Here is a 23,985-nt window from a genome sequence, read left to right as displayed (position 1 = left end):
TGGATTACCTCTGCGGGGATTCTATCCGAGGCACATCACGCGATCGTGACGCACGCCTGTAGAGCCGAAACGGTCCGTAGCGGGCTGTGGCAGTGGCTGGTTTGAACTCCTGCTCGAGCACCAGACCCGCTGCGGTCATCGCCGTGTCGTCGACGATGGGGCCGGTGATGGCGTAGTCCATCTGCGCCAGCAGGTCCGGGGGCGCCTCGGAACGTCTGAAAGGCCGGAACATTCGCCATCCAAGCTGGCGGCCTGGATAGTAGAAGGCGGGAGCCCAGAGAAGGACGGCATGGTCTCCGGGACCGATGCGCTGGGCGATCTCAGACACCACCCGCGGATCCCGATCGTGCCGTTCCGCCCATGCGACCGCCTGGCGGCCCCCGATCGCGGCAAACGCACTCCACCCGATCGAGGCGAGAAGAATGGCGACTGCGATCGGGATCAGCCGACGATGCCCTTGGTCAATCAGGGACTGGCGACAGTCGTAGAACATGGCTCCGGCCGCCGCGAGCATGGGAAGCACGTAGACGAGGCGGAATACGTACAAGTGCGTCGGGACCAATAAAACCAGGGAAAGGATGGCCACCACCACCCACGGGCGCCCCATCGGCACCATGGCCGCCAGACCGGCCGCCAGCCAGAGACCCGGGCTTCGCACGATCGATTCGCCGATAGGTGTCAGCATTTGAACCGGCGTCTGTGCGAGTCCTTCCCCAGACGTGAACTGCATGCCGAGCGCAACCCGCCAATGGTCGAGTGGGCTGCCGTGCAGCCCTGCGTACACCATGCCGAGGACGGTGGCTGTCACCACGCCGGCGCCAACGACCGCTGCCGTCAGCCTGATACGTCTGGCGCGACCCAACGGTGGCGCGCGGACCAATTGCAGCCATTCGAGGCCGACGGCCACGAGGCCGACGGCCGCCGTGGGCCACACAAAGGGCGCAGTGGCGGCGAGCGCTCCAGCCAGACCCGCCCAAGCGGTTGAGTGCCGCCCAGGTCCACGCACGCGGCAGAGCGCCCACGCGGCGCCCAGCGCGAACGCGATGGCCCACCCATCCACGCGGCCACCACGACAGGCCTGGACAAACGCTGGGTCAACAAGGAGCAGTGCGCCGCCAAGGACACTGGCTGGCGCACCCAAACCACGCGCCCGAAGCCATGCCACCAGCATCGTCGCCGCTGCGACACCGCCGAGTACCGACGAGAGCCTTGGGGCCCACGGCTGGAGCCCAGACAATCGAAACACTGCTTCTTGAAGCGCTGGGCCAAGGTAGCCGTAGTTGGCGGCAGGTCGCCCCTCGGGCAACCAACTCACCGACCACGTCGTGTGGGGCTCGAAGAAGAGGCTGCGACCCCAGTCAACGATCTGGGCTTCGTCCAGCCAGTACACCGGCGACAACACCAGCGTCGTCGAGTGCGCGACAACAGCGACCAGACCGAGGCCCACCCAGAGTTTCCACCACGCGTTGTCGGTCAACCGGCCCAGCCCATCATTCGGCGGGCGCGATGATACCAGAACGGGCGCGAATTCGCCGGGTCTGAAGACCCGGCCTCCGAAGAGCATCTCCTCACCACGGATGGAGTTCCGGCGTCCATCCGAAAGGAGGCCGGGTCTTCAGACCCGGCGACAGGCGTCAGCGTTCGAAGAGGCGGATGCGGCGCAGCAGCAAGTCGATGGCCCAACCGATGAGGGCGAAGAGCACCAGGCCGGGCCAGCCCGCGCGGCGGGCGGCACTGCTGTCGGTGGCCGCGCTTCGGAGCTTCTCGCCATCTGGCGCCACCGTGCCGCCGGTAGACGAGGCCAGCGAGGTGAGCAGCGTATTGTCTGGTGCGCCGAAGCGGTACTCGGCGCCGGCATCGGGTACGAAGCGACGCGACAGGCCCTCTGTCGCGGGCACGCTTGCATCAACGAGCGTCGCGGATACCTCAGCCGACGCATCCGTTGTCAGGCGCGCTTCATAGCGACCCGGAGCCACCTGGCGCGCCACGAGGTCACGCGGTTGGCCGCCGGCTTCGACGCGCACGGTGGGCCGCAGGAGGTTGCGCGGGCGGCCATCGGGTTCGCGTGCCTCTACGGTGACGGTGACACTGCGGGAGACGCCGCGCGCGGGCGACACGTCCAGGTCCATCGACCAGGCCGCAAAGCGCTGCCCCGCCAGTTCCCTGACGACCGCTGAGAAAAAGGGGCCGTAGCCACGCCACTTGAGCCAGTCGGCGGCCCATCGGTCCTTCACGTCAGATGCGAAGACCGCGGCACGGCCGGCGCCAATCGGCCAGTAGGCCAGCAGCGGGTCTTCCTCTTCGGTCTGGATGAGTTCCAGCGCCGTGTCCTTGATGACTGTGGCGGTGCGGCCGCGCAGTTGCGGCGCGCGACTGAAGTCAATGCCGTCAAGAAAGCCGACGTGTTTCACCACCGGCTTGAGCAACTTCTCGTCGAAGCCAGGCGACGTGACGTCCTTCGCTTCTTTCACGAAGATTTGCGGCACGTCCTTGGGGTCGTCGGCGGCGTAGTTTCGGCCCTTGCCCCACTTGGCGATGTTCGCCAGCAGTTCCCGGTCGGCGGCGGCGCCCATGGCGACAGATGAGACGGTCATCTTCTCGGCCGTCATCTTGTTGATGAGCGTTTCGTAGTCGTCCGGGTATGACCGGCCGTCGGAGAGCAGCAACACGTGCTTCGCACGCGCCTTGAGCTTCTGCAGCGCCAGATATCCCTGTTCCACCGCAGGGAAGATCAGCGTGTGGCCACTCGGTTCAATACCGGCGATGGCCTTGCGAATGACCTCGCGATTGGGCCCCACCTGCCGTGCCGTCAGCGTCCAGTCCAGACTGTCGTTGAATGTGACGATGCCGAGGGTGTGTTCGTCTTTCATGACGTCCACAGCCGCCTGCGCCGAGACGCGGAGCATCTCGATGTTGGTGCCGGCCATGCTCCACGACTTGTCGAGCACCATGATCAGCGCCACTTCCGGCTCGTCCTTGCGCTCGAAGGTCACCGGCAGCAGTCGTTCCAGAGGCGATTCGCGATAGCCGTCTTCACCGAACACGGCTTCGCCACCGGCCACGAGCAGGCCGCCGCCGAACTCCTCCACCCACGTCGAGAGCACTGCAACTTTCGAGTCCGGCAGCACCGAGCGCGCGAGGTCGCTCAGCACGACCACATCGAAAGGCGTGAGCCCGTCCACACTGGCAGGAAGGCCCGCAGCCGGCCGCACTTCGACGTCGAAGCCCGACTGCTCCAGGGCCGCGGTCAGGTAGCGGGAGCTCGCCAGCGTCCCCTCCACATAGAGCACCTTGGGCCTGGGTGCGACCAATGCGGCCTGCGTCAAAGTGTTGTTCGTCTCGAGTGGATCGCCGGGAGACGTCACCCGCGCTTCAAGCGAGACCGCGCCGGCGTCATCCACCGAAATCTCCACCGGCACCGGCGTGGTGCCCGGCGTCAGGGCGACGGCCTTGCTGCCAAGCACCTTGGCGCCGTTGCGAATCTCCACGAGCGCGCTGGTGTTGCGCTGCGACCCGACGTCCACAGTCGCTGCGATCAGGCCACCCGGAGCGAGGCGCAGTGGGAGTCGCAGGGCCTCGACCCATGTGTCGCCAAGCTCGCGAGGCGCCATCGGAAACACGTGCACGGGAATGCCTGCGGCGGCCAGTTGCGCCACGGCTTTGGCCACGTCGCCTGTGGTGGCGTGGCCATCAGAAAACAGGACGAGCCGGGGCACGTGCCCCGGTGCCAGTTCGGCGCGCGCGGCCGCAAGGGCCGCGTCCAGGTCGCTGGCACTGCGATCCACCGCAGACTCGGCCTGGCCGTTCGCCAGTTCCGCCGACACCAACTGGCCGAGCGCGGCGCCGTCGGTCACCACCCGCGCATGTCGTCCGAACGCCACAATCCGCGAATGGTCCGGCTGAAGTGATGTGTTGAGTTCGGCGATCTTCGCCGCCGCTTCAGTGACCGACCGCGACGAAATACTGTACGAGACGTCGACGAGGTACACCACCGAGAGGCGCGATGAGCCCACCTCAAACACCGGGCGGGCCAGCGCGATGGCCAACGCGGCGAGCACGAGCGTGCGCACAATCGTCTGCAACAGGTGCTGGCGCGGATTGAAGTTCGTACGCGAGTACCTGGCCGCAACCCACACGAGGGGCACGAGCGCGAGCAGCCACAACGCGGCTGGCGAGGTCCAGATTACCGACATGACCTGGTCTCCTTCGCCGCCATCACACCGTAATCCTGCGATGCCACGTCCACCACTCCACCAACCCAAACACAAACGCGATGGCGATCAGCACGGGCCACCACGGCGCATTCGACGCGTCGCCGGCCGCACCCGCCAGTTGCGCCGGCGCCAGCGACGTGCGTCCAACATTCGACACTTGCGGGTCGCCCACATTCACAGCGAGCGCGCTCCGCATGCCGCCACCTTCGGCCAGATACAACCCCGGCGCGGTGATTCGCGCGAGATGCGCGTCGCCAAACCTCGTGACTTCCACCAACTTGCCGTCGGGTGACGTCAGGCGCGACACCACGGCGTCCAGACTGACCACACCCGGCCGCACCTGCTCCCCCATCGAGGGCCGACCGAGCCACTCGATGGCGTTCACCAGCAGCACGGGAAACGCCGGCTGCAAGGCGATGTTCGATTCGCTTTCCGAGAAACCAAACCCCAGCATGACCCGGCGGTGTTCTGCGGTTTCAGCCACGCTCACGAGCGGCGTGCCAGTGGCCGACCGCGCCACAGGCGTCCAGGCATCCGACTCCACGGCGCGCGCGCGCTCAAGACTCACGGTGGATGGATCGACGCCGCGCAGCACCGGATGCGCCAGCGCGGTGCTCCACATCGGCGACTTCTCGGTCACCGCCTTGCCCACCCACCCGTCGGTGGCGGGCGATACAAACAGCGCGGGCTTTGCCGGCGCCTCAGCCGGCACCCAGTGGTCAAAGATCACGACGTGTTCGGGGCCCGTGCGGGGCTTCGCGTAATCGCCCGTCGCCACGAACGTGGCCTTCACACCGGGAGTGCGCTCAAACAACACCTGCAGAAAGCCAGGCGCGTCGCTCACGACCGTCACGGCCAGTGGTTCGGCGCCGCTGATCCATGCCACCGCTTCGTCATCAATCGCCAGCGCGTTGTCGCGCGCAGAAATACGCGCGCGCACTCGCGCATCCCCGGAGAGACCGAGGGGGACGATTTGCCGAACAGCCTCACCCGGCGCCAGTTCGATTGATGTGTCAGCCACACTTGCGGTCCCGCGCGTTACAACCAGCCGCACCGGTTGCGCCGCAGCGCTGTAATTCGCCAGCTCAAGGTAGGCTTCCGCTTGTTGATCGGGACCACTGCCCGCGTGTGTCTCAAACGCCGTGATCGCCACGTTCGAGGCTGCTTCATACACCGGGTCCACGTTAACCCTGGCGCCAGACGCCACGAGATCGGCGGTCGATCGCGGAATGGTGCCGTCCGTAATGAAGTGCACGACCGACACGTCGGCGAGTTGCGGCCAGTCGCCGCTCTCACCGCCTGCCGGCGCGATGCGGTCGAGCGACGCCTCCAGCAACACGCTGTCGGTGGTCGGCCCTTCAATCAGTCCATCGGCGGTGGTGGCCAATGCCACTTCGTCGCCTGCCGACGCCGCAATCAGTGTGCGCGCCTGCGCAATCGCGCGGTCCCACCGTGTGCCGCCGCTCGGCATCTCGGTGCCCATGGACCACGAGGAATCAATGACGATGAGCCGGCGCCCGCCGCCTGCGGCCACCACACTCGGTGCCGGTCGCGTCAGGGCGAGCATCAGCAGCACACCGGTGACCATGATCACGATCCACGACACGGTCTTCCGGATGCGCTCCCACAGCGTGACTTCGCGTTCCGCGTCCAGAACCTTGGCCCACAGGAGCAGCGACGGCACGCGCACCCGCGGCGCGCGAATCTTCATGTAAAAGAGCCACGTCAGGACGCCCGCCGTGAGCGCCAGCAGGCCCCAGGCCTGCCATCCCGCCATTGCACCAAAACTCATGCGACGAACCGTCCCTGCCGGAAGGTCTGCAGGATGATTTCTTCCACCGGCCGTTCGGCGTCGGCCCGCACATACCCGATGTTGTACCGGCCGCAGAACCGCGCCAGTTCTTCGGTGTGCTCTTCCCACGCCTTCGTGTAGGCGGCCGCCAACGCCGGAGTGACTTCGACGTCGCGCACGACCTCGGTCTCCGTATCGACAAACTTCACGTCACCCAACGCACCGGGATCCCGATCCGCTTTCGAGGCCATCTGCACCACATACACGTCGTGGCCGCGCGCTTGCAGCACCTTCAGCGCGCTCTCGTAACCACCAGGGTCAAGGAAGTCCGAGATGATCACGGCCAGCCCCTGCCGGCGGCCGCGCGCGGCAAACAACTTGAACGACTCCGCCATGTTGGTCTTGCCGCCGGTCTGCATCTGTTCGAGCTGTTCGAACACACGGAAGATGCGGCCCTTGCCTTGTCCGGCCGTACGTTCCTCACGCACGGTTTCATCAAACGGCATGATCGTGACGCGGTCGAGGTGCGCCAGGCCGATGTAACAGAGCGCCGCCGCCAGGCGCCGCGCCTGATCAAACTTCTCGGTCGCTTCCATGGACCGGCTGGCGTCAATGAACAGATAGATCGGCAGGTCCTGTTCTTCGTCGAACAGGCGCAGCAGCAGGCGTCCCAGCCGTTTGTACGCCTTCCAGTCGATGTGCCGGAAATCATCACCGGCCGAATACCCTCGCGTGTCGGCAAACTCCAGCCCACGTCCGCGTTTGGGCGCGAGACGATCGGCCCGAGCCTGGCCTGCAAACGCCTTCTTGGAGACGACGTGCAGGTACTCGAGCTTCTTGAGGAAGTCGGAATCGAAACTGAGAGCCACTGGGCTTGCTTAAAAGGCCGGTCAGGCGTCGACGGACACGCCGGCCAGCAGTTCCTTGACCATCACGTCGCTGTCGATCTGTTCCGCCTCGCCTTCAAAATTGAGCAACAACCGGTGCCGCAGGGCCGGCAGCGCGATGGCGCGAATATCCTCGGGCGACACAAACGCCTTGCCCTGGGTCAACGCGTGAATCTTGGCGCCGAGGATCAGGGCCTGCGCTGCCCGCGGGCTCGCGCCGTAGCGCACATACTTCTTGACCATCGGCGTGGCGTACGGGGAGTGCGGATGCGAGCCCAGCGTCAACCGGATGGCATATCCCTGCACCGGCTGGGCCACAGGCACCAGGCGCGCCGCATGGCGCATCTGCAGGATCTGCTCGGCGTTGACCACGCGCTCCACGGTCTCGGTCGTCGCCTGGGTCGTGCGCTCCATGATCAAGTGCATGTGCGCTTCGGTGGGATAGACCACCTTGAGCTTGAAGAAGAACCGGTCAAGCTGGGCTTCGGGCAGCGGATACGTGCCCTCCATCTCCAGCGGGTTCTGCGTGGCGAGCACCAGGAACGGCTGGTCGAGTTTGTAGGTGGTCTTGCCCACCGACACGCTCATCTCCTGCATCGCTTCGAGCAACGCCGACTGCGTCTTCGGCGTGGCGCGGTTGATTTCGTCGGCCAGCACCACGTTCGCAAAAATCGGCCCCGGCTGGAAGTCGAAGAACGTTCCACCGTGCGCGTGTTCCTGCACGATGTTCGTGCCGACGATGTCGGCCGGCATCAGGTCGGGCGTGAACTGGATGCGGGAAAACTTCAGGTGCAGGACGTCGGCCAGCGTGTGCACGAGGCTGGTCTTGCCGACGCCAGGAATCCCTTCGAGCAACACGTGACCGCCGGCCAGAAGGCTCGTGACCGTGTTGGCCACCAGTTCCTCGTTGCCGACGATGCGCCGCCCGACTTCTTTCGTGATTTTAACGAAGTGTTCCTGAAAGTGATCGATATGTTGTTCAACAGATGTAGGCATTGGCGGTATTCGTTACTGACGACGTAGGAAGTAGCGCTGAAGGAGCGACCGATGCGCCTCCGGAACTGGAGGCGGCAAGGCCGCGCGGCTGCGGTCGAATGACGTGGGCGTGGCCACGCGGGTGAACCCCACCTTGGCCTGGCTCTGTTCGGTCTTGCGACGGATTTCAGTGTCGACGGTCTGGCCCAGCAGATCCGCCTGCGCCTGAATCATTTCCTGGCGCAGCGCCTGCTTGAGTGCGGCCATCTCGGCCAGGCCGTTGCCGCCCTGGTTGCCGCCGGCACCCGGGCGCGAGTCGCCACCCATCGCACCACCGCCACCGTTCATCATCTGGCCCTCGGCGGCATCCGCTGCGGCCTCGCGCACCATCTGCATGCCGGCGGCCTGGGCCATCTCGGCCTTGGCGGCCTCATCAGACCCGGCACCTTTTTCGCCGGTCTTCTCGGACGCGGCCGCGTTCTCTTTATTCGTTTCGCGCTTGCTCGCGTCGGAATTCGCCAGCCGCGATGCCAGGTCATCGATCGACCAGCGCACATCCTCGGGTAGCCCGGCCGAGCTGTCGGCCAGTTCTTCGGCCTTCTTCGTCAGCTTGTCACCCTCATCGTCATTCGGCTTTTCGCCGCCGGGCTGGGCGTCCTTGGCCGCCTCGGCCTGTCGCTTGGCCTCTTCCGCCGTGGTCGTGTTGAGCTTGTCGAGCAACGCGCGAATTTCATCCACCTTCAGGCGGGCGGCATCGGCACTGAGCTCCCCACTCTTGATGGCGGCCAGCAGTTCGTCGATTTTTTTCTGGATGTCTTCCGGGAGCATTTCGCGAGCGGCCAACGCGGCATCGGCTGACGTCAAGCCCTGCTCAGCCAGAATGGCGGCATTCGAGCGTGGCCCGATGACGAGTGCAATGACGGCCACGGCCACAAGGGCGGCACTGGCCATCCACTCACGAGCGGCGCGAACCGGGGGATAAAGACTCGCCCAATCGGTGGATGCAATGCGCGAGGCGGCCTTCCCGCGGTGGAACGTGGCCCACCGCCCCGGCTCTTCGTCGCCGGTCGCGTGAGGCGCTTCATTCGCCGCAAACCAATGGGCACTGTGCAGTTCACCGCCCAGCCCGGCGCGGGTATCAATATCAGTGGCGGCGGCGTCGGAGACTTCCAGATCACGGCGGCCCCAGCCAAGGGCGGCAATGAGGGCGACAAGGGCCACGGCCAACCACGCGGCCGGTACCATCCACGACCAACCGAACCAGCGCGAGGCCAGGGCGAGCACAAGGCCAATGCCGGCAACATACGGCGCAAATCGTGAGACCACCGACACTGCGGCCCGCGACCGCCTGAGGCGATCAATGGTGGCAACTGCTGCGCGCAGCGACGGATCGGGTGAGCCGGACGGCCCTGGTGGCGTCATGCGAGATCTCTCAGGGTGCTTACGATATCCGAGATCCCATTATTTACGTAAACGCAGTGACGAACTGCCTTTTCTGTGGCGTCAACCGCCTGAAGCCAGCTTCAGGTCCTGAGTCTTCTTCTCGCCATCACCAATGGTGATCCGGAGGGACTGAGGTGTGAGGTCCTCCAGAAACTGCCGATCGGCAAGGTCTCCGGGCTCCAATCGGGTGACCGCAGCCAGAAAATACTCACCGGCGGGCAGGCCCACGACCAGAAACTTCCCGTCGGAGGCCGGCTGCGCCTGTGCCACACGCCTGGATCCAGCGCCCCAACGCGCGCGGTCCACGGAAAAGACGACGATGGGAAAGGCGCCGGTGGGGCGACCGGCGGCGTCGAGTACCCGACCGCCGAGTTCAGCCGGCCGATTTGTCAGGGTCACAACCACACCCGTGACCGGCACGTCGGCCTGCAGTTCAATCCCGGAATCGGCCAGATCCTGACCGCGCCACTGAATCGACTTCACCACCCACCCGCGCTGCGCCGGAGCCACGCCAGGGATCATGGCGTTGAGGCGCATCGGCTTGCCCGACACGGCCAACTGGTACCTGCCGGGCATTAAACCCCGGACGGTAAATGTGCCGTCCTCCTTTGGAGCGCCGGCCGAGGCACTCATCGCGCTCGAGACCATCGCCGTGGCCCTATCGCCGGTGGAGGGCCGCGAGACGGTGATTCGGATCGCCGCCGCATCGGGCGGCACTGCCCCCCCTTCGGCAATCACAGTGCCCGTCACGGTCAGGCCTTCGCGCAGTTCCAGTTCCAATGGCCCGAGATCCTGGCCATTGACGTCGATGGCTTCGGCGGCCCACAACGTCGCGGGATTCTCTCGGCCGCCACCCATGGCGCCGGCCATCGCGGTGGCCATGGCGATCGCCTGGGACATCTGCGCGTCGGCGGCCGACTGCGGCGCCGCGCCTGCGCGCTGGGGTGTGCCCCGAACGGTCAGCGAGTACCGGCCCGGCGTCACGCCGGTCAACGTAAATGTGCCGTCGGGCCGGGTGGCTGTCCGGCCGCCCCCCATCAGGATGCCGATCAAATCGTCACTCCCGCCGTCCGGTTCCAGGATGACGCTGGCGCCGGCGGCCGGCTCGCCGCCCGGACCCCTGACCGTGCCCGTCACCAGAGCGGTGGGTACGAGCGACAGGGAGAAGTCCACACCGAGACGTTCTTCTCCCGGGCGCAGTGTAATCACGGCCGCGTCTGACGCGAGGGTGGTGCCCGGAAAATACACCGAGGTGTACGTCACAGCGGGCCCGGGCGGTGGCGGATCGGCCACTGCCGCAGCAGCCGCAGTAAGCGCCTGGGCTTGGGCGAGTTGCTGGTCGCCCCACCGCACTTCGGCCTCCGTGACCTGACGCAGCACGGGCCCCTGGCCCATGTTGGGTTGCGATCGGGCCTGCACCACGTAGTCGCCGGGTGGAAGGCCGAAAACACGGTACGCGCCGAGGTCGTTCGTGGGCGCCGGCGCGGCCACCGTGGTGGTCTGTCGGCGCCCGTCCAGGGTCCTGACCTGCAGCAGCTGCACGGCGAGATCACGAGCCGGTTGTCCACTTGCCAGGCGCACCACACCGGCGACCACGGCACCGCGCATCATCGGCAGCCGCAGTCCGGCCACTCGTTGTCCGTCGGTCACCGCCACGGGAATACCCTGAGTGTCCGACGCGCTTCGAGCGCCATACACGGACGTGACCCAGGCCGGTTTTTGGCCGACCAGTGTGTAGTTACCGGCGGCGAGACCGGTGAATTCAAATCGGCCTTCGTCATCGGTCACCGCCGTACGCGGGATCACGATAGGGCCCGAGGCCAGCATGACGCTCACGCGGCGCACAGGCTGCTGCGGTTCAGACTGTGTGACCACCACGCCCGCGATCACCGCTGTGCCTGCTGGAGTATCCGCTGGGCGATCGCGCGCGGGTACGCGTTGATCGCGCTGGGCTTGACCGGCCACGCGGACGTCCACATCACCAGCCACCGCGATCAGCAACAACATGATGAGCCACCGGCCGAGGGCGCTCATCGCACCACCTGCGCAATCTTGAGCACCACGGTGCGTGGCCCATCTTCCGAGAGGGTGATCGAGGTCGCCGCTCGGGCCAGCGCTTCGTACACGCGCGGATCCTGCGCGTCGGGCACATCTTCATCGGCCAGGGCCACGACCAGATAGTCACGCGCGGGCAAGCCAGTAACAGTGAACGTGCCCTTGGCCTGCGCGCGCACGTTTCGCGTGAGCCGCGACGCCATCCCGCGCGCGATCCACTCCCGATGGGCCGCAGGGAAGACGATCACGGTGGCGGCCGCCGGCGCGCCATTGGCCCCCGTGACTGTCCCCGACAACGTGGTTTGACGATCAACGAACGTCATCACGACATCGGCAATGTCTTCGGCCGCCAGGTCGATCGGGTTCTCGAGCGCATCACGCCCATCGGCCATCGCGGAACGTACGAACCAGCCTGCCGGGGCACCCTGGGCACTGAGAAGGTACCGACCAGGGGCGGAGCCGCCGACAGTGAACCGGCCATCCTCAGCGACCCGCCCGGGGCTCAGCCGAGTCGCCTGCTCGCCGACGGGCGTCAGCATCACCTGAAGATTTGTCAGCGCCGGTACCGGCGCCGTGCCGACGAACGCCACACGACCCGACACCGACGCACCCACGGAGAGCGTGAGCACCAACCCAGTGATATCTCGCTCAACCGCAACCGGTACGTTTGCGAACAACGTCAGCGCATCACTCGGCGTCGATGGACCACCGCTGCCACCCAGAAGCGCCTGAATCTGCGGATTGTTCGCCATGCCCGGCGGCAGTGGCGGGCGGGGCACGCGCAGTACCTTGATGACGTGTGGGCCTGCGGGCACGCCATACAACTGAAAGGCGCCATTGGCCCCGGTCACTCCCCGGGCCACGTCGCTCAGAAGGTCATTTCCATTGACCACACCGGCAGGCACAACACGGACCTGAACGCCTGACAGCGGCCCGTCCGGCCCAATCACCGTGCCACTGATCCCGGCTGTGGTCACGAGGGGCATGCGGATATCCACGCCACTGCGGTCGTCGCCAGACGCAAGCGTCACCGTGGTCGCGTCTTCCGGGGTCGCGGCCGCGGGAAAATACTGCGTGAGATACGCGGCCATGCGCCCATCGCCACTCACGACAGGCAGCGCACCAGACATGGCGCTGACCAGTTGGTCACCGACCTGCAGACCGGCGCCGCCCGTAGGCATCACAGCTGCGGCAGCCAGGTCGAGGGCGGCGGCCGACGCGCCCAAGCCGTTGAGCATGCTGTCCACCAACGCGTTCATCGAGGCGACCGGCATGGTCGTCTGCGTCTGCTGCACCGCCACAACATAGTCGCCGGGCGCGAGTCCAGAGATTCGATAGGCCCCTCGATCGTCGGTACGGCCAAGACCACTCGGCGCGTAGCGCGGCAGTCCCGACGCAAACGTGCGTCGAAATGCCCGGACGGCAATATTCACTGCCGGCGCATTGGCTTCGTCTGTGATCGTCCCCGAGACCGCGGAATATTTCCACAGGCGCACCGTCACCTGCTGGACGCGGTTTTCCGCCGTGACGACCACGGGCAGCGGCGGCCCCCCCGGCCTGACCTGGCCATAGGACCCATTCATGTATCCCGGCGCAAGGACCGTCAGTTGTCCGTTCCCGATCGGCACGTCACGGACGACGAATCGGCCGTCGGGGCCGGTGAGCAGACGCGCGGCCGGCGCCGTGGCGGCCGCTGCACGAATCGCGAGTTGGACCTGCGCTTCGGCGACGGGCTGACCGGTGCCGGCATCCACAACGCGGCCGACGATGGTCCCCGTGACTTGGGCGACCTGGGTGGCGCCGCCTGGACCGGGGCCTGCGCCCCGTTGAGCCGCCCACGCCCCGGCGCCGCCGGTCACCACCATCAGTGCCGCCGTGATTCCGCGCGCTCTGGTCCGCATCAGGGCCTCCTCATACAGGCACTATACGGCCGTGGAGGCGACGCGCGCGGGTTCGGCGGACGATTGATGTACACGGAAATGCGGCCCCTCGGCGCGTCGCCCGTAATGGCGAAATGTCACAAATGTCCGAAATGGCGAAATGTCGGACAAACCGAATGGGACCATTGCAGGGAAGAATGTTCGAATGTCGAAGGCCTGCAATGGGTGAATGACCTTGGAGAGGCAGATTCAACCATTGGACATCAAGGACATTTGGCCATTCTTCCCTGCAATGGTTCGCATTGGTTTGTCCGCATTTCGCCATTTCGGTCATTTGTGACATTTCGCCATTTTCAGCCGACACCTTAACCTTCTCTTTACAGCCGACCGCCGCCATGAGCGTCTAAAGTCTGGGAGATGAGATTCTACCTATGAAAACAGCTGCAGGCTCATTGCGCATCCGGCGGTCCTTGTTGCTCTGGTGGTCGGCACATCGGTCGGCGCCATTCAGGTCGGCGCAATGAACGGCACCGCGGTCGGCGCAATGGCCGGCGCACAGGTGGTCGTGTCGAGCTCCGGCGCCAGCATGACGACGACCGTGACCGAGATGATCGGGCCCGGCGTGAGCGGCGGGACCAAGCCCATGGAGATCGGCACAGGCGTGGTCATGGGCCGGGTCGTCGAGGCTGACGGCACAAGCCCGGTGGCCGGCACGATTGTCACGTTGTCGCTGCCGGGGTTCGCGCCCCAACGTGTGCTGACCGACGGACAGGGGCGCTTCGCATATCGCGGTTTGCCGAAGGGGAGCTTCTCGCTCACCGCATCGCGGCCGGGCTTTGTGGATGGCGCACACGGGCGGCTGCGGCCCGGTGGTACTCCCATGGCGGTGGAGATCACCGATACGTTGCGCACCAGCACCGCCGACATCATGGTGTGGCGTCATGCGGCCATCGCCGGCACGGTGCTCGACGAAAACAACGAGCCGCTGGTGGGCGCACCCGTGCGGGCGCTGCGCCGCGACTACACCGGTGGCCGACGCCGGCTGACCGACAGTGGCTTCGACACCACCGATGACCGCGGACAGTTCCGGATGGGATCGCTCGAGCCCGGCGAATATGTCGTGGTGTTGCCGTTCACACAGCGTCCCTCACTCGACTCCATGATGCGCGGCATGCGGGAAGCCGAACGCTCGATGAGCAGCGGCGCAAGCGGCACTTTCTCCGTCGCTGCTGTGCGCATCGAAGGTGCGCCCCTCAGCGGGGGCGGAGGCGGCGGGAACATGACGTTCATGACGACATCGGACGGGGGTGTGCCCCCAGCCGGGACCGACGCCGACGGACAGCCACTCACCTACCAGACCGAGTTCTACACCGGCGCACTCTCGGCATCGCGGGCCGTCGCCATCACCGTGCAGCCCGGCGAGGAACGGACCGCGGTTGATTTCACGCTGACACCGGTGCGCGCACTGAGCATCACCGGTATGGTCGTGGGCCCCGACGGCCCGGCCGCCAACACGCAGCTGCAATTGATTCCAGCCGACGCAGAAGATCTCGTGTCACCCATCGAGGCAGCCACTGCCACCACGGACGCCAACGGTCAGTTCGAATTCACCGGCGTACCGGCCGGACAATACGTGCTTCGCGCGCAGCGCACACCACGTTTTGTCGGTGGCGCCGGTGAACGGATCTCGTTTACGTCGCTCGGCGGCGAGCAAGTGCGCATGATCACGCAGGAGGTGGTGGCCGCACGACCGGCCGGCGCCGCCCCCCTGCCGGCCGAGCCGACGCTCTGGGCCGAAGTGCCGGTGGGTGTCGGGACGCGGGCGTTGGCCGGCATGACGGTGTCTCTGCGCGAGGGACTCTCGGTCAGCGGCAATGTGGTGTTCCAAGGTGGCACCGCACAACCGACGGCGGAAGCCCGTGGCGGCATCAGCATCACCCTGGAGCCGGCGGACGGCCGCACGGCAGGCATGGTCGGTAACGCCCGCGGACGCGTGGACGAAACGGGCTCGTTCAAGACGATGGGCGTCCCGGCCGGGAAGTACATCCTGAGGGTCAGCAATGCGCCGCAAGGATGGACGCTGCGGTCGGCTACGTTTGGCGGACGCGACATCACTGAAACCGCTGTTGAACTGAAGGACGAAAGCGCCGGGGGCGTTCTGCTCTCGTTCACCGACCGGCCATCCGAGATGACCGGCACCGTGCGCGACGCGTCGGGCAACCCCGATGCGACGGCATCGGTCATCGTGTTCCCGGTGGATCCGTCGGGTTGGGTGGACACGGGATCGCAGCCGAGACGGATCAAGACGTCTCGCACCGGCAAAGACGGCACCTTCAAGATTGGTCCGCTCCCGCCGGGTGAATATCACGTGGTCGCCATTGGAGGGTCGGCGCCGCGGACCTGGCAGGATCCCGCGTACCTCGACACGGTGTCGCGCAGCGCCACGCAGATCCGCATCGGTGACGCCGACGCGCGCGCCGTGACATTGACTTCCGTGAAAGGACCTTCGTAATGCGTCGCGTCGTGTTGACCTGTGTGATCGCCTGCGTGGCCAGCGCAGCCCTGTGGGCGCAGGCGGTACGTCAGCAACCCTCGCGCGACACGCGCGTGACCACCGGGATCGTGGGCGAAATTGCCGGCCTCATCGTCACCGACGAAGAGACGTCGCAGCCTGTGCGGCGGGCGTTGGTGCGGGCGATTGCATCCAACGGTGACCCCGTCAGCGCGTATACCGACGCCAAGGGACGATTCGTGTTTCCGGACCTGCCGCTGGGCACCTACACCATCGAAGCCTCGAAGCCAGGGTTTGTGCGCACGGCGTTTGGGGCGCGGCGACATGACCGGCCCGGCACTCCCGTGAACCTCACGGATGTCCAGCGATCGCAGAACCTCCAGATGCGGATGGCCAGAGGCGGCGTCATCACGGGCCGCATCGTGGATGAATATGGCCAGCCTGCATCAGGCACCAACGTGCGCGCGCAGCTGGTGCGCACGGTCAACGGCGAACGCACGTTGTCGAACGTGCCCATGGCCGGCGCCCTCTTCGGCGAAAGCACGGACGACCGCGGCGTCTATCGCCTCTACGGCCTGCCGGCGGGCGACTACGTCATCTCAGCCACACCACGCTACTCCGCCTGGGGCGATATCCGCCGGATGACCGAGACCGACATCTCCGCGGCGCAGCAGGCCATGAAGCAGCCGGCTGCCGCAGACGCGCCCGTGGAACCTCCCGTCACGATGGGCTACACGGCCGTGTTCTACCCGGGCGCGCTCACAGCCGCGCAGGCCGGCGTCATCACGCTGAAAACCGGAGAAGAGCGATCGGGCGTGGACGTGTCCGTACAGTTCGTACGCACCGCGTCGATCGACGGAGTGGTGGTCGGACCAGGATCGGTCCGGCTGGAGGCGGTAGAACTCCTGATGATGCCGCGCCTGTCGGCCAGCGGCTCGGCCATGATCGTCAACATCTCGTCGGCCAACAGGCGCGTGGGCCCCGACGGCAAGTTCTCCTTCACGGGCATTACACCGGGTGCGTACACGATCAGCGCCCGGGTGAATCAGGAGGGCGCTCCGCCCCTGTGGGCAAGCGCCGACGTGGACATCGACGGCCAGCCAGTCAGCGGCGTCACACTCGCCCTGCAGGAAGGCATGACCATCGTCGGGCACATGGCGTTTGAAGCGGACGGTGTGGACCCACCGACGTTGTTCACCCGCGCCCGCGTGAACCTCATTCCGGCTGAAGGCAACGCCATGATCGGCATGGGCGCCAACACAACGCAAGTCTCCGCCTCGGGCGGCGTCAGCATCAAAGGTGTCCCGCCAGGCCGCTATCGCGTCAGCGCCAACTTCAATACGCCGGAGGCCAACTGGATTCTGAAGTCGGCGGTCATCAAAGGCAAAGACGCATTAGACACGCCGTTTGAACTCGCAGCCGGTGACACCATCACCGACGCCGTCTTCACGTTTACCAACCGGACGCAGGCGCTGTCGGGCACACTGCAGGACGCCTCCAAGCGCCCCGCGCCCGACTACACCGTGGTGCTCTTCCCGGCGGACCGGGCGCTGTGGGGATCAACCCGTCGTGTTCGTTCCACGCGCCCCGGTACCGATGGCAAGTTCGCGTTTGCCAACCTGCCGGCCGGCGCGTATCGCATCGCCGCGGTCACCGATATCGGCGCCGAAGAACTCCGCGACCCAGCGCTGCTCGAAGAACTCGCCGCCGCGTCGATCGCGTTTGTTCTGGGTGATGGCGAGAAAAAGGTCCAGGACCTTCGAATCGCGTCTGGGGGATAGGAGTATCCACACGAGGCGTGAAGGAGCATGCCTCGTGTAGATCAGTGTTTACTTAGCGTCGACCTTGCGCCCCGCGTTGAGGTTGTCGAAGTTGACGATCACGTTGAGTACCATCGCGTAGCTGCCCACCGTCGTTCCGCGATACAGCGGGTTGTTGGCGAAGAGCACCACGTGCCCCAAGTCCATCGGGACATCCACGACCACCGGGCGCTGCGCGATGTCGCCGCCGCCCTGCAGAAGACCAGACACCAGCAGCTGATTCTGATCCGCAAAACGCAGCGGCACGCGCGGGCGATACTGTGGCGGAATGATGTTGAGCGGCGAACGCAGTTGCTCATCAGTCGGCAACGCATAGGCCCACGCGTCCACGCGGGGCGTGGGGGCCGCTTCAAAACGAGGGTCCAGTGCCGGGCGGCCCTGCACCGAATCCACTTCATCGGGTAAGCCTCGGCCCGTGGCCCGTGGACCCGCCCCACCGCCACGACCGGCTCCGCCACCACCGCCGCCCCGGCCGCCGCCGCCCGTGGCGCTCACACTGAAGCTCTGCCCGCTGTCGCTATAGACCGCGAGACGGTCCTGGATTCCATACACGATTGGACTCGCATCATCCACGAGCTGGGTGCGCAGGAGGCTGCCGACCACCCGCGTGGCCGTGCCGGGCGTGTTCATCGAGACACCGTGCGTCATGCCGTTCTCGAGCGCAAATGTGGCGCTGCCGACGGCGCCCACATACACACCACCCTGCTTGACGAAGTTCTGCAAGTTCATCAGGCCCTGCAGTCCAAGCCCGGGGCGCATGTCGTCGGTCTGCGCGTAGGTGCCGATATTCGGAGTGTCGGGCGAGTTCTTCCACGGAATGGGACCGCGCCACATCGGCATGCCGTTGATGATCGACTGGCTGCTGCCGCCCCCGGGGCCAAACAGGATCACGTCGTACTTCGCGCGCAGGTTGGCATCACGCGCCACCTCCTGCGTGGAGATGTAGTCGTACGGAATGCCGACGTTGTCGAGGGCGATGCGCCACCACCCTTCGGTCTGCGTGCTGGTCCAGGTGTGCATCAACGCCACGCGGGCGGCGCGCGCCGGATGGGCCTTCACCGTGGGCGCAGAGGCGAGCGGGAACGCCTTGAGGCCAAGCGCGGTCGTCTCACGATGCAGATCGGCCTGGCTGACATTGCGCAGGATGAACGACCCGCGGTTGAACTTCATGCCGCCACTTTCGAACGGCTCTTCCGCTACCGCAATGTCGGCGGCCGGCATGCGATACCGCAGCGCGAAGATCGCGTTGTCGGCATTGTGATTTATGGCGAAGGTCGTGGCCCCGGCCACCGGTGCGGGCGCGCCCGCTGCTGCGGCTCCACCGTCAACCCGGTGCACGCCGCCGGCGGCGGTCACGGCGCCGCTGACCTTCTCGACGCCAACCTCCAACACCTGCGTGTCCATCACGCGGATGGCCTGCACATTAAACGCCTCGGGAAACGTCCACCCGGTGTCGTCGTACGGATTGCTCTGCGGGTCGTTGGGCGACCAGTACTGGTAGTCGAACAACGCGTCCGCGATCCGCGAATACGGTTGATCCATGCGGACGATGTAGGAGCCTGCCGGGAAGTCGCGCTTCTCGGTCCTGCGCGCAGCGGCGCCACGGCCACCGCCTTCCCTGCCTTCCGCGGCAGCGCCCGCTTCTTCACCGCCGCGACCGCCACGGCCTCCGCCAGGCGCAGGGCGGATCGGCACTTCAACCGAGAACGGACCGACCGCGCGAGAAACTTCCACGCGCTGCTTCTGCAGCATGCGCAGCAGCTCTGCCTGTGTGCCCAGGCGCGGGTCGTTGGCGGGCAGCACGTAGGCCGCCGGGCCTTCCGTGGTGGCCTTCAGGATGGACCGCTTGCTCTTCTCGTAGAAGTTCCACAGGAATTGGCGCCGGTTATTGGCGAAGTACCCCAGCGAGACGAGCAACCCGGTCTGCTGGTAGTTGTTGTTGTTTCGCAGAGACCAGTTCGCCTTTGGCAGCGGCGGGTTCTGCCGATACCAGGTGCGCGAGGTCTGCGTGGGCGGCAGCGTGCGCTCGCGCGTATCGGCGTTGCCCCCGTTGCCGAACGTCTCATAGAGCCGGCTGATGCCGTTGTGCGTGGCGGCAATGAACATCAGGTAGCCCGGCGACCATGTGTCAAACGTGCCGAAGGCGAACACGCCCGGCATGCCCAGGCGCGTCATCTCGTTCACGTTGTGCCAGCCGACCATCTGCCACTCGTTGGTCAGGATGGGATCGATCCACGCGTTGTACGGGCCGTCGCCGATGGTGTTGTCGTAGAGGTAGGCGACCGACTCGTGCAGGTCGTGCAGCACCTGGGCCTTGTGATCGATGTAGGTGCCGAGGACGTTCTCGGTCAACTTCAGCGTCATGCCCATGGCATCGCGATTATTGTCGTGCGCGACGTACTTGCCCCAGTACAGCAGATTGGGCACCGTGCGATCCGGATACTTCTTGCCGTATTCGTAGAGGTCCACCATGCGATCGCGGCCGTCGGTCTCAACCACCGGCGTGATCAACGTGATCAGGTGATCCCGGATGTTCCTGATGTACGCACTGTCGTCCACCGCCAACCGGTACGCCAGTTCCATCAACGCGGTGGGCGACCCCGACTCGGGCGAGTGAATCGCCCCGGTGATGTAGTACACCGGCGTCGTCTCCGCAGCCAGCCGCAGGGCCTCGGCATCGTTCATCTTGATCAGCCGCGGGTCGGCCAGTTTCTCGAGATTCGCTTTGTTGGCGTCGTAACGCGCGAGGACGGCCTCTGACGCCACGGCCACGGCGATCATCTCGCGGCCCTCTTCGGATGTCCCGATCGACATCACCCGCACCCGCGGCGTCGATTTCGCGAGCAGGCGCATGTAGTCGTGCACTTCCTTCGAGTACGGCAACTTGCCGGGCGCGCCGGCGATATTCCCCAGCACGGCCGACGGCGTCGGCACGGTCTTCGACGCCGGCAGGTAGTCCACGAAGGGCGACAGGAAAAACGACTCGGTCGTGTATTCCTTGATCTTCTTTGTGTACTCCTCGTCGATGGGCTGCTTCGGATCGCGCTCAAACTTGGCGTTCACCAGGTCCGGGGTGGGCGCGGCGACCGGAGCCGGGCGGGACTGTTGCGCGACCACGTAGACGGGGATGATGGCGAGGAGGAACAGGAGGATAAAAAGGCGGAGACGCACGGAGGGCACGGACATGAAATACCTCGGGCGCAATTATAGGGGGTTGGGCGTGAACCCTGAGATCACGCTGCACGGGTTTCCGCTGGGTGCTGACTCGTCGCGTCAGCTCTCCGGCTTCCAACGCGGGAAAAACACCTCTGCAGGGGCATCGCCCGTGATCTCGGGTGGGGGCCCCCATCCCCACCCGCTGTCGCCCCCCTCCGAGGTGTTTTTCGGACCAACTGCCTGTCGCGTCGCTCGCAGTCGAGCTGCCACGACGACTCACCACCCAACGGAAACCCGGAGGTACCGGGTGCGGGCGCAGTTCCCCAGTTCCCCAGTTCCCCAGTTCCTAATTTCCTAAGTGACGGGGACTTTATTTCTTCTTAGGTCGATAGACATGCGTCGAGTGTCCGAAGAAGACCTCGGCGGCTTCCATCAGCGTCTCCGACATCGTCGGATGCGGGTGGATCGAGAGCTTCAGGTCGCTGGCGAGCGCGGCCATCTCGACGGCGAGTACGCCTTCGGCGATGAGTTCACCGGCGCCGGCGCCCACGATGCCGACGCCGAGGATGCGTTCGGTCTCAGGGTCGATCACGAGCTTTGTCATGCCGTCGGGCCGGTCGATGGCCAGAGCGCGGCCGAGGGCAGCCCAGGGGAACTTGGCGATTTCCACCTTACGGCCCTGCTTCTTCGCGTCGTTCTCCGTGAGGCCGCACCAGGCGACCTCGGGGTCGGTGAAAACCACCGCAGGAATGGCCTGGGGTTCAAAGGCCACCTTATGGCCGAGGATGGCCTCCACTGCCACCTTCGCTTCGTGCGACGCCTTGTGCGCGAGCATGGGCTCGCCCACCACGTCACCAATCGCGAAGATGTTCGGCGTGGCGGTCCTCATCGCCGAATCCACGGTGATGAACCCGCGCTCGCCCACTACGACGCCCGTCTTGTCGAGTCCAGGCACCGCGGAATTCGGACGCCGCCCGATCGAGACCAACACGCGATCAAACTCCTGGACGATGGTCTCGCCCGCCTCGCCCGAGCTTGTCGAGGGCACCATCGAGACCTTGATCGAGTTCTTGCCCTCTTCCATGCCCACGACTCGCGTCTTGAGCAGAATCTTGTCGAGCGTCGCTTCCAGTCGCCGCGCGAGGAACACCACGAGGTCGCGGTCGGCTCCAGGCAGGAGCCCATCGGTCATCTCAACGACGGTGACCCTGGTGCCGAGCGCCGCATAAACCGAGCCGAGCTCAAGGCCGATGTAACCGCCGCCAACCACCAGCAGTGTCTTCGGAATCTCCGGCAGATTCAGCGCGCCAGTCGAGTCCATGAGCCGGTCGCTCTTGATCGACAGGCCAGGAATCGCTGTCGGATACGAGCCGGTGGCGATGATCGCGTGTTCAAAGGAGAGGTCTTGCGTGCCGCCTGCGGCCAACTCGATACTGAGATTCTTCGCGTCCACAAACGACGCCTTGCCCTGGATGAACGTGATCTTCCGCTGCTTCGACAGTTGGCCCAGGCCGCCCGTGAGCTTCGACACCACGCCGTCCTTGTACGAGCGGAGTTTGTCGAGATCGATGATCGGCTCAGGGTATGTCAGCCCCCAATTGGTGGCGTGCTTGGCTTCACTCGCGACCTTCGCCACATGGAGCAGCGCCTTTGAGGGGATGCACCCGCGATAGAGACACACGCCGCCGGGATTCGGCTCCATGTCTACCAGGGTCACCTGCATCCCGAGATCCGCCGCATAAAACGCCGCCGCGTACCCTCCCGGGCCGCCACCAATAACTACGAGCTGTGTAGAAGGCATGTGAACTCTCAAAACGACGGATTACAGGAGACGCCGAGACGCTGAGGAATTGGTTTTAGAAAGGCCTGACTCCCCAACTCCGTGTCTCCTGTGATCCTTCGTGACATGGCTGTTCAGAGGATCATCGTCAGCGGCTGTTCGAGCGCTTCGACGACGAAGCGGAGGAAGCGCGCGGCGTCGGCGCCATCGATAACACGATGGTCGTAGGACAACGAGAGCGGCAGCATGGGGCGAGGCACAAACTGGCCGTTGAGCCACACGGGCTCGATGCTGCTGCGCGACATCCCGAGGATGGCCACTTCGGGCTGGTTGACGATCGGCGAGAACGACGTGCCGCCGATGCCGCCGAGGTTCGTCACCGTCATCACGCCGCCGGACATTTCGTCCAGGCTCAGTTTCTTGTCGCGCGCCTTCTGCGACAGTGCAGCGAGTTCGACGGTGATCTGCGTCACGGTCTTCGCATTGACGTCGCGAATGATCGGCACCAACAGGCCATTCGGCGTATCAACCGCCACGCCGATGTGGCGATACTGCTTGTAGACGATCGCTTCGTTCGCCATGTCCACCGAGGACGCGAACTGCGGGAAGCGGTCGATCGCGGCCGCCAGCACCTTGATGACCACGGCGGTGATCGTGAGTTTCCCGCCGGCCTTTTCCACACGACCGCCGAACGTATCGCGGAACGCGTCAAAGCCCGACAGGTCAGCCTTGTCGTTCTGCGTCACATGGGGCGCCTGCCAGGCATGCGCCAGATGCTCCGCCGTCTTGCGGCGGATGTTCGACATCGGCTTGCTCTCGACCGTGCCCCACTTCGAGAAATCCGGAAGCGCCGTGTGAACGCGCACCCCGATGGAGCCACCAGTCGCTGCGCCCGACGTCATCTGCGCCTTCACGTAGGCCGACACATCATCCTGGCCGATGCGGCCTCCCGGCCCGGTGCCGGTGACCTGCGCGATCTCAACGCCCAGTTCGCGCGCGAACCGCCGCACGGACGGCGCCGCCGGCACCGACTGCGCCAGCTCCACCGGGCCCGTCACCACGGAAGGCGCGACGGCCACCGCCGCCGCAACCGCAACCGGCCGCGCAGTCGCAATGTTCACGACCGGCGCAGGTGCCTTCACCTCGGGGACCTCGGGACCCCGGGACTCCGGAACCGCGACAGGCTCCTTGACCTCTGCCCCCGGGACCTCGGGACTCCCGGACCCCGACGCGGCTGTAATTGTCAGGACCACCTGCCCCGGCTTGACCTTGTCGCCCTTCTTGATTCGGACCTCACCCACTGTGCCCGCCACGGTTGACGGGACCTCGATGGTGGCCTTGTCCGTCTCAAGTTCGAAGACGGCCTGATCGACCGCGATGACGTCGCCGGCGTTCACCATGACGCGAACGACATCGCCTTTTTCCACATTTTCCCCAAGCTCGGGGACTTTGAATTCCAGTGCCATGAGTG

The 23,985-nt window shown here is 65.7% G+C and carries 13 protein-coding genes; 2 read left to right on the top strand and 11 right to left on the bottom strand.

Annotated features, from left to right (window positions below; genetic code table 11):
* Positions 1 to 4 precede the first annotated feature (4 nt).
* From IPL75_02110 to IPL75_02075, 8 genes are all read right to left on the bottom strand, one after another.
* Positions 5 to 1,564: a glycosyltransferase family 39 protein gene (locus tag IPL75_02110; protein ID MBK9239062.1), complete on the bottom strand. Its 1,560-nt coding sequence runs from the start codon at positions 1,562 to 1,564 to the stop codon at positions 5 to 7.
* Between the two features lie 70 nt (positions 1,565 to 1,634).
* A complete protein-coding gene (locus tag IPL75_02105) occupies positions 1,635 to 4,193 on the bottom strand; it encodes a VWA domain-containing protein (GenBank protein ID MBK9239061.1) in 2,559 nt (852 codons plus the stop codon).
* A 22-nt stretch (positions 4,194 to 4,215) separates the two neighbouring features.
* The gene (locus tag IPL75_02100; protein ID MBK9239060.1) at positions 4,216 to 6,006 is read right to left on the bottom strand and encodes a BatA and WFA domain-containing protein; all 1,791 of its coding nucleotides are present in this window, start codon (positions 6,004 to 6,006) and stop codon (positions 4,216 to 4,218) included.
* The gene (locus IPL75_02095) at positions 6,003 to 6,875 is read right to left on the bottom strand and encodes a DUF58 domain-containing protein (protein ID MBK9239059.1); all 873 of its coding nucleotides are present in this window, start codon (positions 6,873 to 6,875) and stop codon (positions 6,003 to 6,005) included. Before IPL75_02095 ends, IPL75_02100 begins: the two co-directional genes overlap by 4 nt.
* Positions 6,876 to 6,896: 21 nt before the next feature.
* Entirely contained in the window at positions 6,897 to 7,889 is a 993-nt protein-coding gene (locus IPL75_02090) for a MoxR family ATPase (GenBank protein ID MBK9239058.1), read from the bottom strand.
* Positions 7,890 to 7,901: 12 nt separating this feature from the next.
* On the bottom strand, positions 7,902 to 9,290 hold the full coding sequence (locus tag IPL75_02085) for a hypothetical protein (GenBank protein MBK9239057.1): 1,389 nt from the start codon (positions 9,288 to 9,290) through the stop codon (positions 7,902 to 7,904).
* An 81-nt stretch (positions 9,291 to 9,371) separates the two neighbouring features.
* Positions 9,372 to 11,345 (bottom strand): carboxypeptidase regulatory-like domain-containing protein, encoded by a 1,974-nt coding sequence (locus IPL75_02080; GenBank protein ID MBK9239056.1) that lies wholly within the window; start codon positions 11,343 to 11,345, stop codon positions 9,372 to 9,374.
* Positions 11,342 to 13,267: a carboxypeptidase regulatory-like domain-containing protein gene (locus tag IPL75_02075; GenBank protein MBK9239055.1), complete on the bottom strand. Its 1,926-nt coding sequence runs from the start codon at positions 13,265 to 13,267 to the stop codon at positions 11,342 to 11,344. Before IPL75_02075 ends, IPL75_02080 begins: the two co-directional genes overlap by 4 nt.
* A 460-nt stretch (positions 13,268 to 13,727) precedes the next feature.
* On the opposite strand from IPL75_02075, the gene IPL75_02070 reads away from it, so the two are divergent.
* Both IPL75_02070 and IPL75_02065 read left to right on the top strand, forming a co-directional pair.
* Entirely contained in the window at positions 13,728 to 15,758 is a 2,031-nt protein-coding gene (locus tag IPL75_02070; protein ID MBK9239054.1) for a carboxypeptidase regulatory-like domain-containing protein, read from the top strand.
* Positions 15,758 to 17,539: a carboxypeptidase regulatory-like domain-containing protein gene (locus IPL75_02065; protein ID MBK9239053.1), complete on the top strand. Its 1,782-nt coding sequence runs from the start codon at positions 15,758 to 15,760 to the stop codon at positions 17,537 to 17,539. The genes IPL75_02070 and IPL75_02065 overlap by 1 nt, the downstream gene beginning before the upstream one ends.
* 48 nt (positions 17,540 to 17,587) lie before the next feature.
* Here the strand turns inward: IPL75_02065 and IPL75_02060 are convergent, their stop codons facing one another.
* The 3 genes from IPL75_02060 to IPL75_02050 form a co-directional block, all read right to left on the bottom strand.
* Positions 17,588 to 20,764, bottom strand: a complete 3,177-nt coding sequence (locus IPL75_02060) for a hypothetical protein (protein ID MBK9239052.1) — start codon at positions 20,762 to 20,764, stop codon at positions 17,588 to 17,590.
* A gap of 340 nt (positions 20,765 to 21,104) precedes the next feature.
* Positions 21,105 to 22,535 carry a dihydrolipoyl dehydrogenase gene (gene lpdA / locus IPL75_02055; protein ID MBK9239051.1) on the bottom strand — a complete coding sequence of 477 codons (1,431 nt, stop codon included), beginning with the start codon at positions 22,533 to 22,535 and terminating at the stop codon, positions 21,105 to 21,107.
* Positions 22,536 to 22,648: 113 nt separating this feature from the next.
* Positions 22,649 to 23,980 carry a 2-oxo acid dehydrogenase subunit E2 gene (locus tag IPL75_02050; GenBank protein ID MBK9239050.1) on the bottom strand — a complete coding sequence of 444 codons (1,332 nt, stop codon included), beginning with the start codon at positions 23,978 to 23,980 and terminating at the stop codon, positions 22,649 to 22,651.
* Between the last annotated feature and the right edge of the window lie 5 nt (positions 23,981 to 23,985).

This window comes from Acidobacteriota bacterium, assembly GCA_016716905.1.
Taxonomy (GTDB): domain Bacteria; phylum Acidobacteriota; class Vicinamibacteria; order Vicinamibacterales; family SCN-69-37; genus SYFT01.
The sequence above is the reverse complement of the archived record's forward strand: the minus strand, read 5'-3'. Positions and strand labels throughout refer to the sequence as shown.

Bases quoted from the DNA above. Each gene is read 5' to 3' on its own strand.
- IPL75_02110 (MBK9239062.1), bottom strand. From the start codon at position 1,564: ATGCTCTTCGGAGGCCGGGTCTTCAGACCCGGCGAATTCGCGCCCGTT.
- IPL75_02105 (MBK9239061.1), bottom strand. From the start codon at position 4,193: ATGTCGGTAATCTGGACCTCGCCAGCCGCGTTGTGGCTGCTCGCGCTC.
- IPL75_02100 (MBK9239060.1), bottom strand. From the start codon at position 6,006: ATGAGTTTTGGTGCAATGGCGGGATGGCAGGCCTGGGGCCTGCTGGCG.
- IPL75_02090 (MBK9239058.1), bottom strand. From the start codon at position 7,889: ATGCCTACATCTGTTGAACAACATATCGATCACTTTCAGGAACACTTC.
- IPL75_02085 (MBK9239057.1), bottom strand. From the start codon at position 9,290: ATGACGCCACCAGGGCCGTCCGGCTCACCCGATCCGTCGCTGCGCGCA.
- IPL75_02080 (MBK9239056.1), bottom strand. From the start codon at position 11,345: ATGAGCGCCCTCGGCCGGTGGCTCATCATGTTGTTGCTGATCGCGGTG.
- IPL75_02075 (MBK9239055.1), bottom strand. From the start codon at position 13,267: ATGCGGACCAGAGCGCGCGGAATCACGGCGGCACTGATGGTGGTGACC.
- IPL75_02065 (MBK9239053.1), top strand. From the start codon at position 15,758: ATGCGTCGCGTCGTGTTGACCTGTGTGATCGCCTGCGTGGCCAGCGCA.
- IPL75_02060 (MBK9239052.1), bottom strand. From the start codon at position 20,764: ATGTCCGTGCCCTCCGTGCGTCTCCGCCTTTTTATCCTCCTGTTCCTC.
- lpdA (MBK9239051.1), bottom strand. From the start codon at position 22,535: ATGCCTTCTACACAGCTCGTAGTTATTGGTGGCGGCCCGGGAGGGTAC.
- IPL75_02050 (MBK9239050.1), bottom strand. From the start codon at position 23,980: ATGGCACTGGAATTCAAAGTCCCCGAGCTTGGGGAAAATGTGGAAAAA.